This window comes from Enterococcus sp. AZ120 (assembly GCF_050546165.1).
GTDB classification, from domain to species: domain Bacteria; phylum Bacillota; class Bacilli; order Lactobacillales; family Enterococcaceae; genus Enterococcus; species Enterococcus faecalis.
The window spans coordinates 2,372,921-2,395,450 of the sequence record NZ_CP172950.1; the positions used below are offsets into that span (position 1 = coordinate 2,372,921).

Genomic DNA, 22,530 nt, shown 5'->3' on the forward strand with positions numbered 1-22,530 from the left:
TTGTTGATGAACGAATCATCTTTTTTATTATCTCGGAGGTAGGAAAGTGTGTAAATATTCAGTTTTATATGAACATATTTTGGAGATAGGATTTTTTTAAAGAAATCATCGTGTCAGTTAGATTTTGTTGCAAGATAATTCTATTATCTAAATTTGATAAAATATCAGCCATCTGACTCTGTTCTTCAAAAGAAGTCATCCATATAGGAAATATTGAACTAAAGTTTTTAACTACATGAGGAATATTAGGTGTTCTATAATTATTATAGATATTATTTTGATTATCCAAAAGCTGTTGATAGATAAATTGGGAATTAGCACATTCTTTTAATTGATATGCTTTTAATGTCGAACCTAACACACCTTTAAATCCATAATAAACTTTTCCAGCTTTAGAACCATCCCATAATATTATGATATCCCTTTCTGAAACGTCTGGTAATGCCTTAGTATAGATTGGTTTTCCACCGTTTAACCTATTAGCATCTAAATATTCTACACTACCATTACAAAGATTTTCCACTTTTGCTTTACCTTTAATTTGCTTCTCTATAATATTCTCTAGCTTACACAGTTCCCAGTTTTCCTCAAAGTTAGCAAATCTTAACTTAGGAACTTTATTATTTTTAGTATTTGTTGGAACGAACATCAGCTGTAAATACGCTGTCTTCAACTCTTTCAACTGCTCTAACTTACGCTGATGAAGAGTGATAGTATTGTCAATTTTACGTAACAAATTACTAATTTTTTTCTGTTCATGAATATGTGGAATATTTATTTTTATATTTGAAAAATCGTCATAATTAATATTGAGTAAACCGTCCATGCGTGCACCTGATGAAACCAATTTTCCTAATTCCTTATCAGGTTTTTTTGTGGCAAATATATATTCTAAAAAGTCAGGATCTGAATTTTTTGTGGATTTGAAACTATGATACACTCGGGGCACTAATGCTTCTTCATAAGTTTTAAGTGAAAAAACGGCTCCATATTTAGCAAGTTTAGAATTGCCATGATTGTAAGAAAGTTCATTCTTCAATAGTAATGTATAATTTTTTTGTTCTTTTCCAGCGATGTTGCCAGAAAATCTATCTTTTTGATTTAGCCATCCTTGACCGGCAGATATAGTTAGGGTCGGCAAATCCATTCTTCCGTCATTGCCTTTTACACGTTCAGTTATTTCTTTCAACTTACACAGTTCCCAATCTTCCTGAAACCCACGGAAACGGAGCCGAGGGACCTTTTTCATCTCGTCCCTCATCCTCCAAACACCTCTTTCGTAGCATCAATCAGTGCTTGTGTTTCTTCCGTTACCACTAGGTCATCAAGCATAGCTAATAACTCAGCTTCTACTTTTTTTATTTCCTGGTTTGTGGATTTGATTTCATTATTTAATGCCACCAAATCTACAGGCGGTTCCTCCTCGAATGTATCCACGTAGCGCGGGATATTCAAGTTATAATCATTTTCAACAATTTCTTCAAAAGTCGCTACATGCGCATATTTTTCTACATCTTGACGTTCAATATAAGTTGAAACAATTTTGTCAATATGTTCGGTTGCTAATTTATTTTGGTTTTTCCCTTTTGTGAATTCTTTACTTGCATCAATAAATAAAACATCTCGATTGTCACGATTTTTCTTAAGAATAATAACCGTAGTCGGGATTGATGTACCAAAGAATAAGTTGGCAGGCATGCCAATAACTGCGTAAATACTACCATCTTCTAATAATTTTTTACGAATAACACCTTCGGCAGCACCACGGAAAAGAACCCCATGCGGCAAGACAATCGCCATAGTTCCTGAATCTTTTAAATGATAATAACCATGCAGTAAAAAGGCGAAATCTGCTTTCGATTTCGGTGCTAATTTGCCATAACGGTTAAAGCGTGAATCATCTAAAAATGAGGCATCTGCCGACCATTTTGCCGAATATGGAGGGTTCATTACTACTGAATCGAAGGTGTACGGCTCATCGGTTGGCCAATCTTTATTGAGCGTATCTCCATTTCGTAAGTTCATATCTTCTGCTTCCACACCATGCAAAATTAGGTTCATTTTTGCAAGATTGAAAGTAGTCGTATTCAGCTCTTGTCCATGATACTTGACACTTTTTGGATAATTCAAGTAGTTACGGACATTCAGCATTAACGAGCCCGAACCCATCGTTGGGTCAAAAACACTAAACAACTTTTTATCTTCCTGACCCAACGCTACAATCCGCGCCATCATATCCGAAACTTGATGCGGAGTGTAAAATTCCCCTGCTTTTTTTCCAGCTTCAGACGCAAATTGCGAGATCAGGAACTCGTAAGCATCGCCAATCACATCGCCTTCATGGGCAGTGACATCAATATCATTTAATTTTTTTAATACTTCCGTAATTGTTACATTTCGTTGTTGGTCATCGGAACCTAATTTTTTCGATTGTAAATCAACATCATCAAATAAGCCATTAAATTGTTTATAATTTGAAGATAAATAAACAAAGGCTTTTTTCAAGTCATCTAATTGGAAAATATTTTGTTTTGCCTGTTCTGCTAAACTGCTAAATAAATAATCTGGCTCAATATCATAACTTAATGTATCGACTAAGGTATCAACTAAGTCTTGACGAGAGTCCTCATCTTCTAGCAATTCTTTATACAGCTCTGTTTGTTTTGTTGGCGTATCATATTCTTCTAGCGACTCATCTGCTAATGTCACTACTGTTTGTAATAATTTATCAGATAAATATTTATAAAAGATTAATCCTAATAAGTAATTCTTGTACTCAGACGCATCCATTTTACTTCTAAGATTGTCTGCAGCGCTGAATAACCGTTGATTTAATTCTGCTCCCACATTTATAACCTCCTATTTATTCAAGACAAATAAAAAAAGACTTACACAACCTTACAGTGTAAGTCTTTTTTGATAGAAAAGCAATATCATCGACAAATTTTCACTACTCGAATTCCACAAACAACGCCACTTCCAGCGCCAACAAGTCCACTTCCTTATCAAAATCCAACAGCACTAGCTGTTCAATTTTCTCCAATCGCTGTAACAAAGTATTACGATGAATAAAGAGTTTTTTGGCTGTTTGAGACAAGTTTCGTTTTGATTGAAAATAGACATTCAGTGTATGGACAAAGTCGGTATGTTGCTGTTGATCACTTTTCTGCAATGGTTGAAGATATTTTTTTCTGAGGGTTGCTTGTCCTTCTTCTAAAAAATAACGTTGCAATGTCTGTCTAAGATGAAAATTCGCGTAGGAAGCAATCCTCATTTCAGGTTTTTCTGCAATGAATTGACGTTGAAAGGCTAAAACGTCAATCGCTTGTTGATAAGATTCATGAATCTGGGTCAGACCTTGAATCTTAGGTCCTATTGTTAGGAAAAGTTCCACATCTTCTTGTACTTTCATTAACTGATTTATGCTACTTTGTGCTAGGCGTTGCATCATTTTCAGATAATCGCCTTCTTTTTCAGGTGGATCTTCAACTAATAAGACAAAGGAACTGTCAATTTCAATACAAACAATTTTTTGTTTGTCCCCTAAAATAACTTGGTTTAGCTGGTTACCTAAAATAGACATTCTTTCTTGCCTTTGGCGTTCATTTAAGGTTAATGAAATTAGCAAAATTGCATAGGGCTTATCTATTGCCAAGCGATAATACTGTTGAAATTGTTGGAAAACAGCTTGATCCCTCTTTTCATGCGCAATCAGCTTAAAAAATAATTCGTTTCGTTGTTGGTATTCTTCAAATTTCCGTGAGTATTCCAATTGCAATTGTAAAAGTAAGTAATGAGCTGTGATTTTAAAATGAGCCACATCGACTGGCCGTAATGGGGCCAAGGTGTTCCAGACGAGTAAATAATATAAAATAACATTTTTCTTTTTAATTGGATAAATTTCAATTGGCACCACTTGGTTCTGGAGTTTCAACTGTAAATGAATCGGTTCTTGATAAAAGCGTAATGATGGATGACTTTGTTCAAGTAATTGTTTTTGGAACTCTGAGGTTTCTTTTCTATCTTCTAAAATGCTAGAAATACGAATTGGATTTTTAGGCAAGTCAAAAAAATTAACTCCTTCAAAGTGGTCATTCAATAACAAGACAGGATTTTGAATGGTTTCTGCTAGATCCTGCAGCAAATGAAAACTGCTACTTCCCGTTTCTAAGATTTGATAAATTTTATTATGCAATGCGGTTTCTTGCGCATTCATGTCAAATTGTTCTAACGTGACACGACTTTTCAACACGTCAGCAATTTGCGAAAAGGTGTAATTGTAAGGAATTGCTAAAATAGGAACGTTCATTTCATCTGCTAATTTGATTAGGTCTGGTGGAACTTCTTCAAAATAACGTTGGGTTTTAAATCCTAAGGCAGCACAATGGTGTTTGGCTAGTTCTTTCAAAAAATTTTTCTGTAATTTCCGATCATCTTTAAATATGTACCCTGTCGTTAACAGCAGCTCACCTGCTGTTAGCCAATCTAAAATATCAGGATTTTCTAAAATATTGACTTTTAAAATCGGTTGGTCCTGATTTTTATGTCCTGCCACTAAGGTAATGCCAGGTAATTCTTCTAACGTTAATAAATCACTCACTTTTAACATCATTTATCCTCCCAATGTACAAATTGTCCATTCAAACTTGTAAATCAATGTCATTTTTAGCAATTGTTTAGCGTGCTGGATTCTTTTATTATGAAGTCGTGAAAGCGCTATTAAAAAGGAGGTCGTTGGAATGACAAAAATTTTAGCTTATGACCAAACGATTTTATCGAAACTCCCTCATCAAACATTGACTAGTTTGCAATGTTTTACGCACGCTATTAATTATGGTCATGTAGACACCCAAGAAATTCTCTTGACCATTTCAACGCATCCCGAACATATAGCACCTAACACGATTATACTCGATGAAAAAAAACTTAGCCATTTCGCTGATTTACCTGTCCAAATTGAGCCCCTGTTTATCCGGTTAGGCCGACGACAATTAACACTAGCCGATGCCCAAATTTGGCAACCAACGCCACTTTATTTAACACCCAGTAAAACAAAAATAGCTATTTTTTTAACGTATATTCAGCAAACTCGTTTCAATCCTTGGCAAGCGCTTTTTCCTGCTTCGCCGTCAACCTTTCTTTTTGATTCTTATAGTCGGACCCAGATTCAAAAAGAAATGATTCATTTTCAACAGGCTTGGGAGCAAAAATCTTTTAAAATAGCTCTTGATTGTTTAACGAAGATTTTGGGATTGGGGATTGGTTTAACCCCCACTGGCGATGATTTTATCACAGGATTACTTGCTAGTTTTTCTGCATTACAGCAACTTCCCTCGAATTTCCAACAGCTGGCTGTGCTAGCCAAGGAACGAACGAATGCGGTCAGTTATGCGGAAATCCATGAAGCAGTGAACGAGCGGTTTTCTCAGCTAGTTCAGCGTGTTTTTTTATCAATTGAAAGTGGAAATACAAACGAAATGGCTCAAGCGGTTTCAGCTTTAGAGGAGGTGGGCTCAACTTCAGGAAGCGACATACTTTGCGGCATTATTTTTGGTTTAAAACTATTTTGTGAGGAGAATAATCATGACAATTCAAACAGTAATTAAAGAGAACGCCTATTTTGATTCAGTTACTTTAATGACCATTTCAACACGAGCCAATGAACTGGCTGGAGTTAAAACCGCAATGATTGGGATGGGAACCGACATGAATCTTGAAGTGATTCGGAATGTTGGTTTATATACACCCGCCTTGGATCATGTTACAACGGGCGATTTATTAATTGTTTTAGATCTTGATGACCAAGCGAACTCAGAAGAAATTTTACAGCAAGTCGACGAGTTATTTACGAAGAAAAAGAAAACCGCTTCTTCTGAAGTAACCTATAAGACGTTAGATTCAGCCCTTCATGAAGAGCCTGATGCCAACTTAGTTGTAATTTCTGTCAATGGAAAATTTGCTGCACGAGAAGCGCATAAAGCTTTAGATCAGCAAAAACACGTCATGCTCTTTAGTGATAACGTGACGGTTGACGAGGAATTAGCGTTAAAACAAAAAGCACACGAAAAAGAACTGTTTGTGATGGGCCCTGATTGTGGAACAGCGATTATTAATGGCGTCGGGTTATGTTTTGCTAACGAGGTACGTTCAGGAGATATTGGAATTGTCGGCGCTTCTGGTACAGGCAGCCAAGAAGTTAGTGTTCAAATCCATAAATATGGTTATGGGATTTCACAATTAATTGGTACTGGTGGCCGTGATTTGTCTGCTGAAATTGGTGGGCTGATGATGCTTGACGGGCTGGATGCTTTAATGGCTGACGAACAAACTAAGGCAATTTTGCTTATTTCTAAACCGCCTGCTCCAGAAGTAACAGAGAAAATTTTAAAAAAATTAGCTGTTTCAACTAAACCAGTTGTTATTTATTTTATCGGCAGTGAACAAACGGAACGAAAAATAGACAACGTCACTTTTGCTACTTCTTCTCTGGATGCAGTTCAAAAAGTGATTCAATTTAGTCAAACACAGGAAGCGGAAACCAGCCTCTATCAAAATCCGACAGGCGCAACGTTAACAGCCATCCAACAGCAACAAGCCCCTTCTCAAAAATTTGTTCGTGGGTTGTTCTGTGGTGGCACTCTTTGTGATGAACTTTTATATGCTTTAACAGAAGTCTCTGATGATGTTTATAGTAATATTCATAAAATTCCTGAACGACAATTAGCAAATCCTGACCACAGCCAAGCACATACATTGATTGATTTCGGTGATGATCGTTTCACAGAAGGCCGCCCACATCCAATGATCGATCCGACTTCTCGGATTACTCGCATTCTTCAAGAAGCCAAAGATCCTGAAGTGGCAGTTTTAGCGTTAGATTTTGAATTAGGTTATGGTTCTCACGAAAATCCTGTTGGCGTGTTAGCGGAGGCGTTAAAGGAAGCCAAAGCAATAGCGAAAGCAGATGGTCGTGAGTTAGCCATTATTGGCTATGTTTTAGGGACCGAAGAAGATCCACAAGATATTCATGAACAGCGGAAAATTTTAGAAGATTTAGAGGTTCTCGTTGTCGACAGCAGTCATCAACTTTGCGAAGCCACCAAAACTTTTGTAAAAGGAGCGAACGAACATGAGCAGAAATGATCTTTTTAAACAGCCTTTAGATACGATCAATGTAGGCATTGACTTTATTCATGAAGATATGAAAAAACAAGGGATTCCTTCACATCAAGTAAATTGGGCACCGCCAGCCAATGGTGACCCAGAGCTATTAAAATTATTGGATCAATTAAAAAATCCAACACTTTATGAAAAAATCCAACAAGCCAACGAAGAAGCGGTTACCCGCATTATTCAATCAAAACCTATTTTAGTGGGATTTGATAAAGCAATTAATGTCATGCCCGATATGACTGAAACGACCATTTTACATGCTGGGCCACCCATTACTTATGAAAATATGTGCGGACCGATGAAAGGTGCCGTTCAAGGAGCGCTTGTTTTTGAAGGATTAGCAAAAGATCTAGCTGATGCCGATCGGGTTGCTCGTTCTGGCGCGATTACGTTTTCTCCTTGTCATGAACATGATGCCGTTGGTTCTATGGCTGGCGTGACTTCTCCGAATATGTACGTTCATATTATCAAAAATGAAACGTACGGCAACACGGCTTTTACTAATTTAAGTGAACAATTGGCGAAAGTTTTACGATTTGGTGCAAATGATCAATCCGTCGTGGATCGCCTGATTTGGATGCGCGATGTTTTAGGTCCATTACTTCATGATGCCATGACTTTTTGTCCAGAAGGCATTGATTTACGCTTAATGCTTTCGCAAGCCTTGCATATGGGCGATGAGTGCCATAATCGCAATGTAGCCGGAAGTACGTTGTTAGTCCAAGCATTAACACCTTACATGGTTCAAACTGATTTTTCTCGTGAACAATTAAAAGAAGTATTTGAATTTCTTGGCAGTTCTGACTATTTTTCTGGTCCAACTTGGATGGGTGCCGCTAAATGTGCGTTAGATGCTGGTCATAATGTGGAGAATAGTACAATTGTCACCACCATGTGTCGCAATGGGGTCGAATTTGGAATTCGTGTCAGTGGAATTGGCGGAAATCACTGGTTTACGGGGCCTGCCCAACGGGTGATTGGTCCGATGTTTGCTGGTTACACACAAGAAGATGCTGGTTTGGATATGGGCGATAGTGCTATTACAGAAACGTATGGTGTTGGCGGATTTGCTATGGCAGCTGCACCAGCAATTGTCCCATTAGTTGGCGGAACAGTGGCAGAAGCATTGAATTATTCAAAAGAAATGCTGGAAATTACTACGAAAGAAAATCCCAATGTCACGATTCCTGTTTTAGATTTTATGGGGATTCCTTCAGGCATCGATGTCTTAAAAGTCTTAGAAACAGGGATGCTGCCTGTCATTAATACTGCTATTGCTCATAAAGAACCGGGGATTGGTATGATTGGCGCTGGATTGACTAATCCGCCAGCAAATGTCTTTAACGAGGCACTAAAAGCTTTAGTAGCTAAAATAAACTAATTTCAAAAACTTAGTAAAATGTCATTTTTTTGGAGCGATCATATGAAAAATAAATCGATCAATTACGAAGCCGTTTTAGCTCTTGTTGTAAAAATTTTTTTGGGAATGTTCCTGTATTGGATCATGAATGGCTTTCGACATGTGTCTAACTTTTTTCCTTACAATGACGTAGTTACCAAAGTGAATCAGCAGGGATTTTACAAATTTATCTATTTTGTTATGAACTTCACGGAAGGGGAATTTTACGGTGGACTTTTTACAACGCTTTTCTTACTAATCGGCGGTCTGATTGCTTGGCAACTTTATCGGAAAAATTCAAAATGGCAGGGATTTGCAATTGCTGGTGGCTCTGGTGCTTGGCCTTGGGTACTTGCTTCTCAGCTACTTTCCCTCTTTTTAACTATTTATGTTTTTGATTTTACACGCTTTTTTACAAAAGAAGTGTTGTGGTTACCAACGTTTATTGTGGTTGTCGGCACGCCGCCAGCTTTAACGCTCGTTTATGGTCCTGGCTGGAAAAAATTAGGAACGATTTCTCTGTTGAGTGCGCTTTTCACCTTTCCGTTTGCCAATTGGCTGAATGCGCAATTGATGCCCCTTTTAAATGTACCTGGGACAGTTTCCAACGTTACCACAATGGCTTTTGTTGGCTGGATTGTTTCAGCCATCTGTCATCAACTTCCTTGGATGGTTCCTTCTGTTGCACCAATCGCTCAGAAGCGGCAAAAACAACCTAAAATTGAAAATACGCAAACCTTTCAATGGTCAATACGACGCACTTTTGCTGACTTCTCCGAAGCTTGGTTTTATGGAAATGAGTTAGTTGGAGGTTTGGTAATTCTAGGCGTTTTAACAGATTGGTTTGTCAATATTAATCATATTACAAATGGTTCTGGCTTGGTTCCTGACATTTTAATGGGACAAATGATTGCTTCGGCTGTTGGTGTTTTTCTTTATCGAAAACATTTCGCTGAAGAAGGTTGGTATCCAACGTTTATGCCACTGGTCAGCATTGTTCCTGGTGTGATTTTAATGATGGGTGGTGGCTTTTGGCTTTCCCTGACCATCGCCGTTTTAGCAGGAATTAGTGCGGCCCCTGTCGGTAGCTATATTGCTAAACGATTACCTCCGTTTGTTCCTGGTGCTGTCGGCTTTGTATCAGGAATGGCTGTTGTAACCATTTTATTGTCAGCCGTTTTGCATACATTTGATATTTTTGTATAGTGGATAAAAAGAAGCGAATGACGATTCACTTCTTTTTTTAATTGACCAATCCCCTTTTTATCCGTATTCTTAAGCAAAAGGAGGTTTTGCCATGTACTCCATGTTAAAACGTGTGATAACGGAAAAAGATTTGCTTCGGCAAATTCGTTTGTTGGAACAGTTGTTAAATGTTCCCCAGCTGACAGCCAAGCGTTTAGCCGCGCAAATCCAAACAACAGAGCGAACCGTTTTTTCGGATTTACAGTATATTCGCAGTCAATTACCCGCCGACTGGTCCATTGAAACCGATAGCAGTGGTATTCGGTTACGCAATCAGGGGAATGCGCAAACCAATGAGCTTTGGTCATTATTTTTACCTCAATCCATTAGTATTCAACTATTAAAAGAGCTACTATTTACGAAAGAGTTAGTGACAACTTCTTTTTTGAGCACTAGTGGTGTTTCTTATGAAACTTTGAAGCGACATATCAAAAAAATGAATCAGGCCTTACGTGATTTTCATTTAACGATTCAATTAACCACAACGACCATTCAGCTAATCGGGGCAGAAAGCAATATTCGGATTTTTTATCATCGCTTGTTGGTGCCTTTTACTCATAATAATTATTTTTTTGACGATTATTCTATTCATGAGGAGCATTATTTTCAATTTTTGAAACAAGTTTACAATAGTGAGTTGACGGTGGAAACGGAAGAAATTTTTGGCGCTTGTTGGTTTTTTATTAACACGATTCGCAACAAAGCCAATTGCCGAGTGAGTCAATTTTCTTTTGACTCAAAAGATGTCTTGTTTCAACTTTATCAACCGTCCTTGGCAAAACTTTATGCTTCTGAAGGCATCTATTTGCAAGGAGAAGAAAGTTTTTTCGCCTTCTTTTGTTTCTTAGAAAGTTGGAATTACGATAATGTCTATGGCGAAACGTTGGCTTCTGCGCTCCACACTCATTACAGTCAGCTGCGAAAGTCGTTACAACAGTTTGTCACTAATTTGTCCACTGAAGAAGCCCGGCCTGATTTAATCCAAACAAATTTATTGGATAATCTGTTATTGTTATTCATTAAATATACCGAGTCCCCAACACTTTCTGAGCAATTTCAATTGGAATATCAAGAATTAATGACTGAACAAGCCGCGGAGGACCTTGCGTTATCAAAGAGCAACCAAGAACTTTTGGAGATTTTATCTCGCTACACCACGATTGAAGAACCAACTTATTTTCTTAGTTTGGCTTCTTTGTTAGAAAAACAAGCCAGTTATTCTATTCAGGCGCAAACGATGACTGCCTATTCCCTCTTTCAAGGGGAACCTGCTTGGAAAGCTTTTTTACAACAAGAATTAGCTGCTTATTTAGGTACTCGTGTGAAATTACAAGCTATTGAATATGTGGAACTAAGCCAGTTGACGTTAAATGAAGCCGACATAATTATTTCCAATTTCCCCTTGGATCATCTTGATCTTCCTGTCTTTTATCTCTCTTTAATTCCAACAAAAAATGAACTCCGCCGACTAGCAGAGCTCACTCTTCATTCTTATTTTTAAAGGAACTAGCGAGGACATTCGCTAGTTTTTTGGCTTTCTTTCGTCATGAATCGTTTGGTTATATATTTTTCCCCTTCAACAAGGAAAAACAGACTCACAACATGGACGAAAATCATTGCTAATTGAAGGCCATTTAAAGAAGTTGTGCCAATTAATTGCTGCGCTACTGGCCAGTAAACTACTAGCGCTTGTAGTAAAAAGAGGATTCCTAATGAAGCAAACAACACTTTATTTTGGAAAAAGCCTGTGCTTAACGACGGATCAACCAACTTACGACAGTTGATCATATACGCTGCTTGCGCTAAGACGATACTTTGTAAGAGGAACGTTTGCTGTAAGGCTTGGCCCTCAAATTGTAATGCCATAAGGTAACCTGGTACCATAATGAGTACCGACACATAGACGATTCTAAAAATACTGTACTTTGTTAAAATGCCTTCGTTGACATCTCTTGGTGGTCGTTTCATGGTATCAGCACTCGCTTTTTCAAAACCTAATGCATAAGACAAAGTAATCGTAGTTACCATGTTTACCCATAATATCTGGACAGGTGTCAACGGTAGAGGATGATTCATTAAAAGCGCCCAGACAACAATTAAACCTTGTGCCAAAGAAGTTGGCAAGAAGAAAGTAATCGTCTTTTTCAAGTTATCAAAAATGCGGCGTCCTTCTTTCACGGCCTTAGCAATCGTATGGAAATTATCATCTGCCAAAACCATATCTGCGGCTTGTTTGGTTACTTCACTTCCTTTAATTCCCATGGCAATTCCGACATCGGCTTTCTTTAGTGCTGGCGCATCGTTTACACCATCGCCGGTCATTCCGACAATTTCGCCATTGTTTTGTAACGCCGTGACAATTCGTAATTTATGTTCTGGCGTCGTTCGTGCAAATACATCGACTTTTTGAACGTGCTGAGCTAATTCTTCATCTGACATAACATCAATTTCTAATCCTTCAAGGACTTTTTTCGTATGCTTTAAACCAACCTGCTCGCCAATGGCTTGCGCTGTATCTTTATGGTCTCCGGTAATCATTTTGACGGAAATACCTGCTTCTTGAGATTCTTTGACGGCTTGAATGGCACTTTTTTTTGGCGGATCGATGATGCCTGCCAGTCCAGCAAACGTCAATCCTGACAATGTTTCATGTGTCAGTTCCTGTTGTGACGTAACTGTCTTATAAGCGAAACCTAATACCCGTTGTCCTTTTTGCGCTAATTGCGCAGCTTGTGCTTGCCAAGCATCTTTTTGATTATCAGATAACGTAGAAAGTTGTAACAATACTTCTGGCGCACCTTTGACATAAATAATTGAACCTTCTGCTTGCGGATGGCGAGTGGCCATGTATTTATAACTTGAACTAAACGGAATTTTCTTTTCTACAGGGCGTAAAGACAGTTGATCCTGATCAACATATTGTAGTAAAGCTAACTCGGTAGGATTCCCCTGCAAGTCGGCGATTTTTTGTTGGTCTTGTAATTTCAATTCTTGACAGTTGGCCATAATCTCTTTGACAATGGTCATTTCTTCAGTCACTACATCCATTACCGTCATTTCATTTTTAGTTAGCGTTCCTGTTTTATCTGAACAGATAACTGTCATTGAGCCTAATGTTTCAACGGAAGGCATGCCTTTAATAATCGCATTTTCTCTAGCCATCTCATGAACACCCATCGATAAAATCATCGTTAACACAGCAGGTAAGCCTTCTGGAATCATTGCTACAATTAATGCAATCATCGCAGAAAATAAGAGGCTCCATTCCATGCCATGACGAAAAGTGGTAAAGAAAATCAGGAACAAGATCAAGACCATAATCCCTTGGAAAATTTGCTTGTTTAATTGGTGCATTTTCCGTACGAGCGGCGTTGTTTTTTGATCTACTGACTGCAACGCGTGATTAATTTTTCCAACTTCAGTGGAATCTCCTGTTTCTACTACAACACCTAAGGCCGAACCTGCTTGGACAAGTGTTCCTGAAAAAGCCAAATTCTTTTGATCGCCTGTTGGCAATTCCTCATTCAAGGAACCGGTAATTTTCCCCACGGCTTCTGATTCGCCTGTCAAAATTGATTCTTCAATCATCAGATTATGAACATCAAATAAGCGCAAATCTGCTGGGACTACATCGCCAGCTTGTAACGTGACTACATCTCCTAGAACCAATGTTTCAGAAGAAACGGTTGTTTTTTGTCCATCAATTAGAACGACTGCCTCTTGGCCCATCATCTGTTTCAGGCCGTCTAATGATTCTTCTGCTTTACGCTCTTGCCAATAACCGACAAAGCCATTGACAAGTACCACTAGAAAAATGATACTTCCTTCGACCACTTCGCCTGTGGCAAATTTTAGAATTGCGGCAGCGAGTAAGACCACCATTAGTAAATCTGTAAAATGTTTGGCTAGCTTTTGCCATGTTTTCAGTTGTTGTTTTTCTTCAATTTTATTTGGACCATTCGTTTGTAAACGTTGCTGACGTTCTTCACTAGAAAGACCCGTTTGCTTCGTCTTATTCTGCTCGATTACTTTTGTTGAGGAAAGTTGATACCATTTCATTTCGTGTACCTCCTATTTACTTGATACCTTTATTATAGAGAGGATTTTCTTCACAAAATGGTCGATAATTTCAGTGGCCCCTGAAAAAAATGGGGCCGAGATTATTAAAGAAAGGAACAACCCGCATTTTAGCGGGTTGTTCCTTTCTTTTAAATATTTTCTTGTTCGACCACCAATTGACTTTTGCCAATTAACGCTTTGACATCAATAATTTCACCATTTTTACGTCGGTCTGCTAACTCAACTGAGGTGGTAAACAACAAGTCACTAGAAGAGTTCAACGCTGTTTCAATGGAATCTTGGACTACGCCGACGATAAAGCCAACGCCGACGACTTGCATGGCAATGTCATTGGAAATGCCAAACAAACTACATGCAAGCGGAATTAACAACAAGGAACCACCAGCAATTCCTGAAGCCCCACAAGCAGAAACAGCGGCGATGATACTCAACAATAATGCTAAATAGATTGGCACGGACATGCCTAATGTGTGGACTGCCGCCAATGTCATAATGGTAATCGTAATGGCTGCGCCGCCCATATTAATCGTTGCGCCCAGCGGAATAGAGACCGCATAAGATTCTTCATTTAAATCCATTGCTTTCGCCAATTCCATATTAATGGGAATATTGGCCGCAGAACTGCGTGTAAAGAATGCGGGAATCGCACTTTCCTTTAATACAAAAAAGACTAACGGATACGGATTTTGCCGAATATTCCAAAAAACAATCGCTGGATAAACGACTAAAGCAACCACGGCCATCGTACCAATTAACAATAATAGTAACTGACCATACTTGGCTAACCCTGCAATGCCTGTTGTTGCCACCGAATGAAACACCAAACCTAGAATTCCAATTGGCGCAATGCCGATAATCATTTGAACGACCGTGGTAATCCCTGTTGAAAGATTGGCAATCACATCCTTGGTAGCGACCGAACTTTGACGTAACCCAATACCGATTAATGAGGACCAAAATAAAACAGATAAATAATTGCCTTCAATCATCGCTTGAATCGGATTTTGGACAACGCTTGTTAACACATTACTTAAAACATCACTAAGTTGCGTTGGGGCTGCTTGCGCTTCCTGCGCCGCCTCCAAGACAATCTTAACGGGAAACAGATAGCTTGCCGTCACGGCAACAACAGCTGCCAAAAATGTCGCTAACAGATACACAACTAAAATTGATCCAACATATGTTTTCGCCCCAGCCTTTTGTTGGGCTAGCGACGCAATAATTAAAACAAAAACTAAAATCGGCGCAATTGCTTTTAAGGCGCCCACAAACAATTCACCAAGAACGCTGATGAAGGTCCATTCTGGCACCAAGAAACCCAAGGTGGTTCCAATCACAATCCCTATCATGATTTTTTGAATTAACGATAATTTCCGAATCGCTTTGACCATTCACTTCACGCTCCTTTAAAATAAAATACAGTTTGGGACATACTACCATAATTATTAAGATAAAAAAAGAGTGTTTCTCAAAAAACTTTCATTTTTCGAGAAACACTTGGTCAACTCATCAATTTCGTCTATTTTTCTGAAGACTTTTCCGCTGAATGTTCTTTGTTTTTATGGTGATGGTGGTGATGACTTTGTTTAGAATACAAGTAGGATTTTGCTACGACCGAAATAAACATAGCCATAATCCCCAAGCCTACTGTAGCATAAACCATGGTGAAAATTTTTCCCAAGTCAGTAACTGGATGCACATCTCCATAACCAATCGTGGTTAACGTCATGAAACTTAAATATAACGAATCTAATGGCGACAATTTTTCCACTGTTGAATAAAAAATAGTCCCACTCAACAACGTGGTTGCCAGTAAAAAGAACAAGGCACGAGTGTCTTCTTTTTTTAAGATACCTAAAAAAGATGAAAATAATTTTTTGACAGAAATAAGTAAAGATAGCAAAAAAATGACCTCTTTCTATTGTTAATCTCTTCTTAACGTTAGCACTTTTTAGATGAAGTTCAACTTTTTAATTGGTGTGGTTAAAGAAAATTTATTTTTTGTTATTTATAATACACTTCATCTAAAAACAACCCTTGTGCAGGAGCCGTTTCACCTGCGCCTTCTCGGACTTTTGTTGCGAACAATTCATCAATTATCGCTAATTCTTTGGTGCCTGCACCAATTTCTAAAAGTGTCCCAACGAGGATGCGGACCATTTTATGCAAGAAACCATTGCCCACAAAAGTGAACTGTAACATTTCGCCGTTTCTTTCAATCGTAATCTTTTCAATCGTTCGAGTAGTCGATTTTTTGGTTTTTTTCAATGCTGAAAAACCAATAAAATCATGGGTCCCTATTAATTTTTGGCAAGCTTGTTCCATTTTTTCTTGATCCAACGCTTTGGGAAAGTGAAAACTATGATACCGTTCAAAGGCATTAGGAATTGGGCTATTCCAAACATAGTAGCTGTATTGTTTGCCTGTGGCGTTATACCGTGCATGAAAACGTTCAGGCATTTCTGTAACTTCTTTAACAACAATATCGCCAGGTAAATATCGATTTAAAAAGGATAACATTTCGGTTGTTGTTAGTGAACTAGTCGTTTTAAAATTCGCTACTTGACCACGTGCATGTGTGCCGGCATCCGTTCTGCCTGAGCCAATAATTTCAATCGGTTCACCCGTCATTTGTGTTAAAATACTTTCAATTTTCCCTTGAATCGTTTTCTCTGAATTACCTAGTCGTTGCCAACCTGAGTATCTTTTACCATCGTATTCAATGGTTAATTTTATGTTGCGCATGGGCGAAGCTCCTTCGTATTCTTTTTCTCTCTTATCATAGCAGAAATAAGTGGATTTTTCTTCTTTTCCAAGAATAAAACACCTCTTTTCTATAGAAAAGAGGTGTTTTATTTAGTTTAATCCTGCAATTTTCAATTCTTCAACATTCGCTGCTTTAGCATTTTCAGTCACTACGGCTTTAAATGTCACTTGGTCGCCCTCTTTTAAGAATAGCGCCAGCGGACTGTTATTAGTCGTTACGCTAAAAATGGTTTTTTCATCTTCTAGTAAAAATGAAACTACCGTTTGCGCTTCCCCAGCTACTACTGAGACACGAGCTACTTTACCTTGCATCGTTTTCAAGTTGGCTTTGTCTGTATTTTCATTGTTACTTCCTTTGGTTACTAACTCAATTCGATAAGCGTCTAGTGCGCCTTGTGCCGTGTCTGCATCAATTACAATATCATTATCTACAGCATTTATATAGACATATTTTTTGAAAATCCCTTTACTGTCCATTAACGAAACAATCCACGTTGGCACGCCATCAATGTTATAAAGGACTGGCATACTAGCTTTCCATTTCTTTTCTGGATAAATTTTTGAGGCGATAGAAATGGCGCCATCACTATCCATAATGCCGACTTTAGTATCACGATAATACGTAACTTGACCTGTTCGGGCATTGATTAAGGAGTAACCTAAAGCGGAATCTTGGTCTTTTTCACTACTTGTAAAGTCCGTAAAATAAAGCAACTGGTTCCCTTCCTTGTTCATCATCGGCGTAATTTGTCCTGATGCATAAATACCATTTTCAGTTGGAATTTTAACATCTTTTTTGGCACCAAACATTGTCTGGTTCCACCAGCCTTGACTGTAACGACCAAAGAATTCATTTAAGCTATTCGCCGCTGAACTAGTAATCGGCGCATCAACGAAACTTGGGGCTTTTTTACTGTCATAAACTTTAACTTCTCCTGTTGTAGCATTTAATACCGCCGTTTTAAATTCATTATAGTGCATGCGACCAGAAACCCCATACTCTTTGTAAAGCGTTTGAATATAGTAAGGATTCCCTTGGTCGTCCAGCTCTAAATTGATTGTGCCAGTTGCTGCATAACCTGGATAAGCGGAATAAATTTTTCGTGCGGCATCTTTGCCAAAGTAAGCTGAAGGAGTATAAACAATTGGTTTTTCTACAAATTCTGGCTGTGCGTTGATATCTGTCGCACTAATGATGAAATAGCCAGGTACTTCCCCCAGTTTTAGCCATTTAAAGAAGCCATTAAATTCGACTGTTGCTACATAAACATACTCGCCATTGACAACTTGTGCCGTTATACCATCCAAAGTAAACATATTGGAATTGGGAATGACAGAAAATTTCTGTAACATTTTTCGTTTCGCCGTTTGTGGTGCAATCGCAATAGGTGTTTCTTTCGCCGAAGTTAAAACTTCAGCTTTTTCTTCCGTTTTTAAAGGAATCGTTTGATAAATTTCATCAATAGAAGAAATTCTGGTAATACTACTGACAATGGTCAACAAAATCATTGCCAAAACGGCAACACCCAAAATTTTGCCAGACCAGTCTTTGTTAGCCGTTTTGTTGGTATTCTTTCCTACTTCTTTGCGGCCCTTTTGGATACCAGGAACTTCGACTTTACTAGCTAAGCGTGTACTTAATAACACCCCACTAGCAATCACTGCGCCAATCAGATTAATCCATAACACGGTTGAAAGATTTTTACTTGGCAAAGTCACAAATAAAAAGATACCTAACAAGAGCAATTCAATCGCCATTAATAGAATGGTCCCCTTACTCTTTTTCCCTTTATTCGCTACAATTTTGGCGCCATTCGCAACTAAGATCCCGATACCAAAAAATAACGTTAACCCAATAAAATTAAAAAACATTCACTTGCCCTCCTCATAGATAAGTAAAAAAAGTGCTCCCACGCATTGTAGAAGCACTTCCTGTGATCCATTCTATTATAACGTTTTCTATTTTTACTGACAATATCGTTGAAGCAAAATCAGTCGGAAGGCTTAGAGTTCTGAAAAACGTTTATTTCTCTGGCTGAATATAAGGAACGATAGGTGCGGTCACGCCAATTGAAGCCCCACGAACAAAAGGTTCATTTTGTAAGGCTTTGAAATTTTTAGTTTGTCCGGTGAGCATGACTCCCCAAATAGGTAATTTTTCGACTTTTTTATTTTTATTTTGTTGGATAAACTTTTGGCCTTCTTGGTTGTCAGCAAACAAGGGGGATTTTTCTAAGGTTTCAAAAAAGTGTTGCTTGTCGTTTTCAGGATCAAATATTTCGTTGTGATCGTCCATGCTTAATTGAAAACCATAAGGCAGCGTACCAGAAGGACCTTCTGCTTCATTAGCCGTTTCGGAGTAAACATAGAGCCAAACTAAGTTGACATTGCTCGGTAACATTTTGCGGACTTCTTCATATGGATAAGGTTTATCAAAAGAAATCGCCACTTCCGCTACTTGGTTTTCCATTTTATCTAATTCACTTAATTCGTTTTTGATACCACCATAGTAATTGGTAATCGCTGGGTTATAAAAAGATGCTACTTTCTGCTTGGTTTGTCGGTTGTATTCATAAAAATTCTTAGAAGAATAATAGCTACCAGGATAGACTTCATTCCAGTCAATCGAATTTCTGAAAAAGCTATATCTGCTACGTAAATTACTCCACTCCACCGTGTAACCATCAATATTTTTTGAACGATTGGTCACAACTTCGCCCCCAAAAGGCGAACTATTAGCAATTACTTGGGAATCTAATTGAGTGTTTGGTGAAGCAATCATTTCTTGATCATTAATTACTTCTAGTAGGGTATGATAGTTTTTCGTCGAAAGTTTATCCATTCCCACAAAAAAACCGACAAACAATACGGCAAAACTAACAACGGTTATTGCACCAATCACGATAAATTGTTTTCTTTTCGCTTTACGAATACTTTTTTTTAAATCCACTTCTATTCCTCCAGTTCTTTTTTTAGTTTTTGACGTGTGCGATACAATTTTTTGCGAACATTTTCAACAGATAATTCTAAAATCAACGCAATCTCGGCATACGATAATTGATAATAATATTTCAAAAGCAATAGTTCTTGTTCCTCATCTTTTAAGGAATCGATCAATAATAATAACTCTTGCCCTTCCATTTTTTCTATTGATTGCACAGGATGACTGTTTGCCACAAAAGTGCGTTCTCGTTTCTTTTTTCGATACATCGTAATGTAGTAATTAAATGTTACTCGGAAAAACCACGGGCGTAGATTTTCTGATGTAATTTCAGGTAATATTGAAAAAATCGTTGTATACGTTTGCGACACTGCATCTTGTGCATCTTCAAGACTTGCTCCTCGGCGAATCAAGACTTGGATGACTTCTTGCCCCAAAGAAAATAGTACTTCGTCAAAATTTGCCTCCTTTTTCATCTGATTTCTCCTTTCACTTATACAACGTTTCAACTAGGGAAAAAGTGGACAGTCCTTCGTTCATTATTTTTATGTATTTTTTCTCTCAATAAAAAATACTCCTGCTTAGGCAGAAGCATTTTTGTTTTTGCTTATTTATCATTTTCCAATGACTAATCTTCGTGTATAAACGGCTTGCCCAGAATGCATCACTGCATCATCAATCGCTGAAACTAAACGGACTTGTCTAGTCACCGGCGGGGTCCAATTTTTATCAATCACGTCTGACAATTGTTCTTCTTTGATTTGGTCTAAATAGCTTTTGGTAAGTGCCACACTAGCAGCCAAATAGTCACTAAGCAATTGCTTTTCTGCCACCACGACTTTCGCCGCTTCTTCTGGTGTGTGATGCCAGTCTTCTGTCTCATCTGGCAAATCCAAGGCAAATTTTTCTGTCCAGTGTTGGCTAAGCCATAACGGCTCACTATGATTAAGTGCGGAAATTTGTAGGTCTAATTCTCTGGCTGTGTGCCACATCAGCCAAGTAACAGACTTGATTAATGGAGCGGGCATCGTGTTTGCTTCGGCAACGGTCATTTGCGCAAGTGTTTCTTCAAAACGTTCATGCGCTCGGTCAAGGGTTTCACTAGAAAGTTGAGTGACTTTCATAAAAATACCTCCTTTGTGTTGGTGCCTGTTCTTTCGTTTCTATTTTCTATTATACTGCAAAAGAATCCGTTGTAGTTCTTTTTTGGCTGCGGTATCTGCGGAAAGGGTAAAGATCACTTTCTTTCTTCAAAAATAACACCCCCCTAAGTAAAAAAGAATTGACAATTCTCGTAGTTTCCCTTAGTATGTGGAAAAGTACCTTTAAGATAGTCCGAGAGGCTAACAAGGCAAAGTTCTGTAAAATTCTGTATTTTTGTATAGTGAATGATACGAGATGTCTTGCCCTTTTTTTGTGTGCAAGGCTTTTTTTGCGCGGTGCTTAATCAATTTATTTGGGAGGCAACAAAGTGGAAAAGAAAAAACGTGAAGTGAAAGGTATCTCATTTACCAAAAAAATGGTGATTTCATTGGTGGGAGGGTTAATCGTTGGGCTCGGCTTTTTATTTTTAAGAGAGCACCTTATTCGCAGCAATCAAGGCGCTGTGTGGCAGACAATCAATCAGATTCTTTTCCAAGATATTTCAGATCTTGAAAAAGGACAATCTGCGATTGGGCTTTTCTATATTATTGGTCAACTATTTATCAACGGCCTACAATTAGTGATTGTGCCGATGGTCTTTACTTCAATTACTTTAGCCATTTGTCATATTACCGATACGCAAAAATTAGGACGAATTTCTTATAAAACAATTTTTGGCTTTTTATCGATGTCACTGATTGCGCTATTAACGGCTGGAATTGTGGGCTATAGCGTATATTTAACTGGTGCTTTTAATGTGTCGTTATCTGAAACGCTAGCTCCTATCGAAGTAAGTACGAGCGGCAACCCATTAATGGTGATTGTCAATGCTGTCACGAAAAATATCGGTTCTGCATTTAGCGACAATGGTGCGATTTTAGCCGTTGTTGTGTTGGCAGTGATTACTGGTTTATGTATTAATGCATTAGGAGATAAAATTCGTATTTTCAAAAAATTAATTGAAGAAGTCAATGCGATGGTCACGTTATTTTTAACCTTTGTAATTACTAAATTTGCTCCTATCGCCGTCTTTATGTTGTTAGTTCGGACGTTTGCTTCTTACGGGATTGATTATTTAAAACCAGCGTTAGTCTACGTCGTAACAACGACAGCGACGCTCTTAGCCTTTTTGATGATCGGTTACCCATTATTTATCTTATTTGCGACAAAATTAAATCCTGTTCCTTTTATTAAAAAGATTATGAAAGTTGTGGTCTTTGGATTTTCTACTTCTTCTTCGGCAGCCACTTTACCGTTAAATACAAAAACAACGGTTGAAGAGTTAGGTGTCGACAGCGATGTTGCCGCCTTTGTCTTGCCGTTAGGAATGACTATTAATATGAACGGCACAGCGATTATGCAAGTAATTGCGGCTATTTTTGTGGCGGGCGTAGCTGGTTATGAAGTGACACCAGCTAATATTGCCTTGATTGCCATTTTAGCTTTAATGTCATCTATTGGTACACCGGCGGCACCTGGCGCTGGCGGAATTATCCTTTTCACTATTTTAACTGGTTTAAACTATAACAATGAGATTGCGATTGCGACGTATTCATTGATTTTAGCCATTAATCGTCCAATCGAAATGCTCGTTACTAGCCTAAACGTGGTTGGTGATAGCGCCACTGCGATTTATGTCGCACATTCGGAAGATTTGTTGGATGAAGCCACTTATCTGACTGATGTCGCTGACTTGCAAAATGCGGAAGCGGAGTAATTAATGAAAAAGCAGACTTCTTGTATGGAAGTCTGCTTTTTTATTATGTTTTTAGTGAATCCGTAA

Annotated in this window: 17 protein-coding genes; 6 read left to right on the forward strand and 11 right to left on the reverse strand. The window is 38.2% G+C overall.

Annotated features, from left to right (window positions below; all coding sequences use genetic code 11):
* Positions 1-64: 64 nt before the first annotated feature.
* The 3 genes from IGJ46_RS11370 to IGJ46_RS11380 form a co-directional block, all read right to left on the reverse strand.
* Positions 65-1,261: a restriction endonuclease subunit S gene (locus tag IGJ46_RS11370; RefSeq protein WP_430613834.1), complete on the reverse strand. Its 1,197-nt coding sequence runs from the start codon at positions 1,259-1,261 to the stop codon at positions 65-67.
* Positions 1,258-2,847: a type I restriction-modification system subunit M gene (locus IGJ46_RS11375; RefSeq protein ID WP_218391281.1), complete on the reverse strand. Its 1,590-nt coding sequence runs from the start codon at positions 2,845-2,847 to the stop codon at positions 1,258-1,260. Before IGJ46_RS11375 ends, IGJ46_RS11370 begins: the two co-directional genes overlap by 4 nt.
* A 103-nt stretch (positions 2,848-2,950) precedes the next feature.
* Positions 2,951-4,612, reverse strand: a complete 1,662-nt coding sequence (locus IGJ46_RS11380) for a PucR family transcriptional regulator (protein ID WP_218391282.1) — start codon at positions 4,610-4,612, stop codon at positions 2,951-2,953.
* Between the two features lie 127 nt (positions 4,613-4,739).
* On the opposite strand from IGJ46_RS11380, the gene IGJ46_RS11385 reads away from it, so the two are divergent.
* The 5 genes from IGJ46_RS11385 to IGJ46_RS11405 all read left to right on the forward strand — a co-directional run bounded on the left by IGJ46_RS11385 (position 4,740) and on the right by IGJ46_RS11405 (position 11,318).
* Positions 4,740-5,606, forward strand: coding sequence for a DUF2877 domain-containing protein (locus IGJ46_RS11385; protein ID WP_002361070.1), 867 nt, complete (start codon positions 4,740-4,742; stop codon positions 5,604-5,606).
* Complete coding sequence (gene fdrA / locus IGJ46_RS11390) at positions 5,584-7,143, forward strand: acyl-CoA synthetase FdrA (protein WP_002378781.1); 1,560 nt, start codon at positions 5,584-5,586, stop codon at positions 7,141-7,143. The genes IGJ46_RS11385 and fdrA overlap by 23 nt, the downstream gene beginning before the upstream one ends.
* Complete coding sequence (locus IGJ46_RS11395) at positions 7,130-8,554, forward strand: DUF1116 domain-containing protein (RefSeq protein ID WP_002355045.1); 1,425 nt, start codon at positions 7,130-7,132, stop codon at positions 8,552-8,554. Before fdrA ends, IGJ46_RS11395 begins: the two co-directional genes overlap by 14 nt.
* Positions 8,555-8,596: 42 nt before the next feature.
* Positions 8,597-9,778: a hypothetical protein gene (locus tag IGJ46_RS11400; protein ID WP_002359110.1), complete on the forward strand. Its 1,182-nt coding sequence runs from the start codon at positions 8,597-8,599 to the stop codon at positions 9,776-9,778.
* Positions 9,779-9,878: 100 nt separating this feature from the next.
* On the forward strand, positions 9,879-11,318 hold the full coding sequence (locus IGJ46_RS11405; protein ID WP_218391584.1) for a helix-turn-helix domain-containing protein: 1,440 nt from the start codon (positions 9,879-9,881) through the stop codon (positions 11,316-11,318).
* 5 nt (positions 11,319-11,323) lie between these two features.
* On the opposite strand, the gene IGJ46_RS11410 is transcribed toward IGJ46_RS11405, so the two are convergent.
* The 8 genes from IGJ46_RS11410 to gst all read right to left on the reverse strand — a co-directional run bounded on the left by IGJ46_RS11410 (position 11,324) and on the right by gst (position 20,728).
* Positions 11,324-13,876 (reverse strand): cation-transporting P-type ATPase, encoded by a 2,553-nt coding sequence (locus IGJ46_RS11410; protein WP_002394013.1) that lies wholly within the window; start codon positions 13,874-13,876, stop codon positions 11,324-11,326.
* 149 nt (positions 13,877-14,025) lie between these two features.
* Positions 14,026-15,288 (reverse strand): serine/threonine transporter SstT, encoded by a 1,263-nt coding sequence (sstT, locus tag IGJ46_RS11415; protein ID WP_002355037.1) that lies wholly within the window; start codon positions 15,286-15,288, stop codon positions 14,026-14,028.
* Positions 15,289-15,416: 128 nt separating this feature from the next.
* The gene (locus IGJ46_RS11420) at positions 15,417-15,800 is read right to left on the reverse strand and encodes a potassium channel family protein (protein ID WP_002355036.1); all 384 of its coding nucleotides are present in this window, start codon (positions 15,798-15,800) and stop codon (positions 15,417-15,419) included.
* A gap of 101 nt (positions 15,801-15,901) precedes the next feature.
* Positions 15,902-16,642 carry a tRNA pseudouridine(38-40) synthase TruA gene (truA, locus tag IGJ46_RS11425; RefSeq protein ID WP_002355033.1) on the reverse strand — a complete coding sequence of 247 codons (741 nt, stop codon included), beginning with the start codon at positions 16,640-16,642 and terminating at the stop codon, positions 15,902-15,904.
* 111 nt (positions 16,643-16,753) lie between these two features.
* Complete coding sequence (locus IGJ46_RS11430; RefSeq protein ID WP_218391284.1) at positions 16,754-18,535, reverse strand: DNA-binding protein; 1,782 nt, start codon at positions 18,533-18,535, stop codon at positions 16,754-16,756.
* Positions 18,536-18,686: 151 nt separating this feature from the next.
* Positions 18,687-19,613, reverse strand: a complete 927-nt coding sequence (locus IGJ46_RS11435) for an anti-sigma factor (RefSeq protein ID WP_116593239.1) — start codon at positions 19,611-19,613, stop codon at positions 18,687-18,689.
* Between the two features lie 2 nt (positions 19,614-19,615).
* Positions 19,616-20,080, reverse strand: a complete 465-nt coding sequence (locus IGJ46_RS11440; protein ID WP_002383292.1) for an RNA polymerase sigma factor — start codon at positions 20,078-20,080, stop codon at positions 19,616-19,618.
* 138 nt (positions 20,081-20,218) lie between these two features.
* Positions 20,219-20,728, reverse strand: coding sequence for a DinB family glutathione transferase (gst, locus tag IGJ46_RS11445; RefSeq protein WP_002361063.1), 510 nt, complete (start codon positions 20,726-20,728; stop codon positions 20,219-20,221).
* 332 nt (positions 20,729-21,060) lie between these two features.
* On the opposite strand from gst, the gene IGJ46_RS11450 reads away from it, so the two are divergent.
* A complete protein-coding gene (locus tag IGJ46_RS11450) occupies positions 21,061-22,464 on the forward strand; it encodes a dicarboxylate/amino acid:cation symporter (protein WP_256356961.1) in 1,404 nt (467 codons plus the stop codon).
* Positions 22,465-22,530: the final 66 nt, after the last annotated feature.

Bases quoted from the DNA above. Each gene is read 5' to 3' on its own strand.
- IGJ46_RS11370 (WP_430613834.1), bottom strand. From the start codon at position 1,261: ATGAGGGACGAGATGAAAAAGGTCCCTCGGCTCCGTTTCCGTGGGTTT.
- IGJ46_RS11380 (WP_218391282.1), bottom strand. From the start codon at position 4,612: ATGATGTTAAAAGTGAGTGATTTATTAACGTTAGAAGAATTACCTGGC.
- IGJ46_RS11385 (WP_002361070.1), top strand. From the start codon at position 4,740: ATGACAAAAATTTTAGCTTATGACCAAACGATTTTATCGAAACTCCCT.
- fdrA (WP_002378781.1), top strand. From the start codon at position 5,584: ATGACAATTCAAACAGTAATTAAAGAGAACGCCTATTTTGATTCAGTT.
- IGJ46_RS11395 (WP_002355045.1), top strand. From the start codon at position 7,130: ATGAGCAGAAATGATCTTTTTAAACAGCCTTTAGATACGATCAATGTA.
- IGJ46_RS11400 (WP_002359110.1), top strand. From the start codon at position 8,597: ATGAAAAATAAATCGATCAATTACGAAGCCGTTTTAGCTCTTGTTGTA.
- IGJ46_RS11405 (WP_218391584.1), top strand. From the start codon at position 9,879: ATGTTAAAACGTGTGATAACGGAAAAAGATTTGCTTCGGCAAATTCGT.
- IGJ46_RS11410 (WP_002394013.1), bottom strand. From the start codon at position 13,876: ATGAAATGGTATCAACTTTCCTCAACAAAAGTAATCGAGCAGAATAAG.
- sstT (WP_002355037.1), bottom strand. From the start codon at position 15,288: ATGGTCAAAGCGATTCGGAAATTATCGTTAATTCAAAAAATCATGATA.
- truA (WP_002355033.1), bottom strand. From the start codon at position 16,642: ATGCGCAACATAAAATTAACCATTGAATACGATGGTAAAAGATACTCA.
- IGJ46_RS11430 (WP_218391284.1), bottom strand. From the start codon at position 18,535: ATGTTTTTTAATTTTATTGGGTTAACGTTATTTTTTGGTATCGGGATC.
- IGJ46_RS11440 (WP_002383292.1), bottom strand. From the start codon at position 20,080: ATGAAAAAGGAGGCAAATTTTGACGAAGTACTATTTTCTTTGGGGCAA.
- gst (WP_002361063.1), bottom strand. From the start codon at position 20,728: ATGAAAGTCACTCAACTTTCTAGTGAAACCCTTGACCGAGCGCATGAA.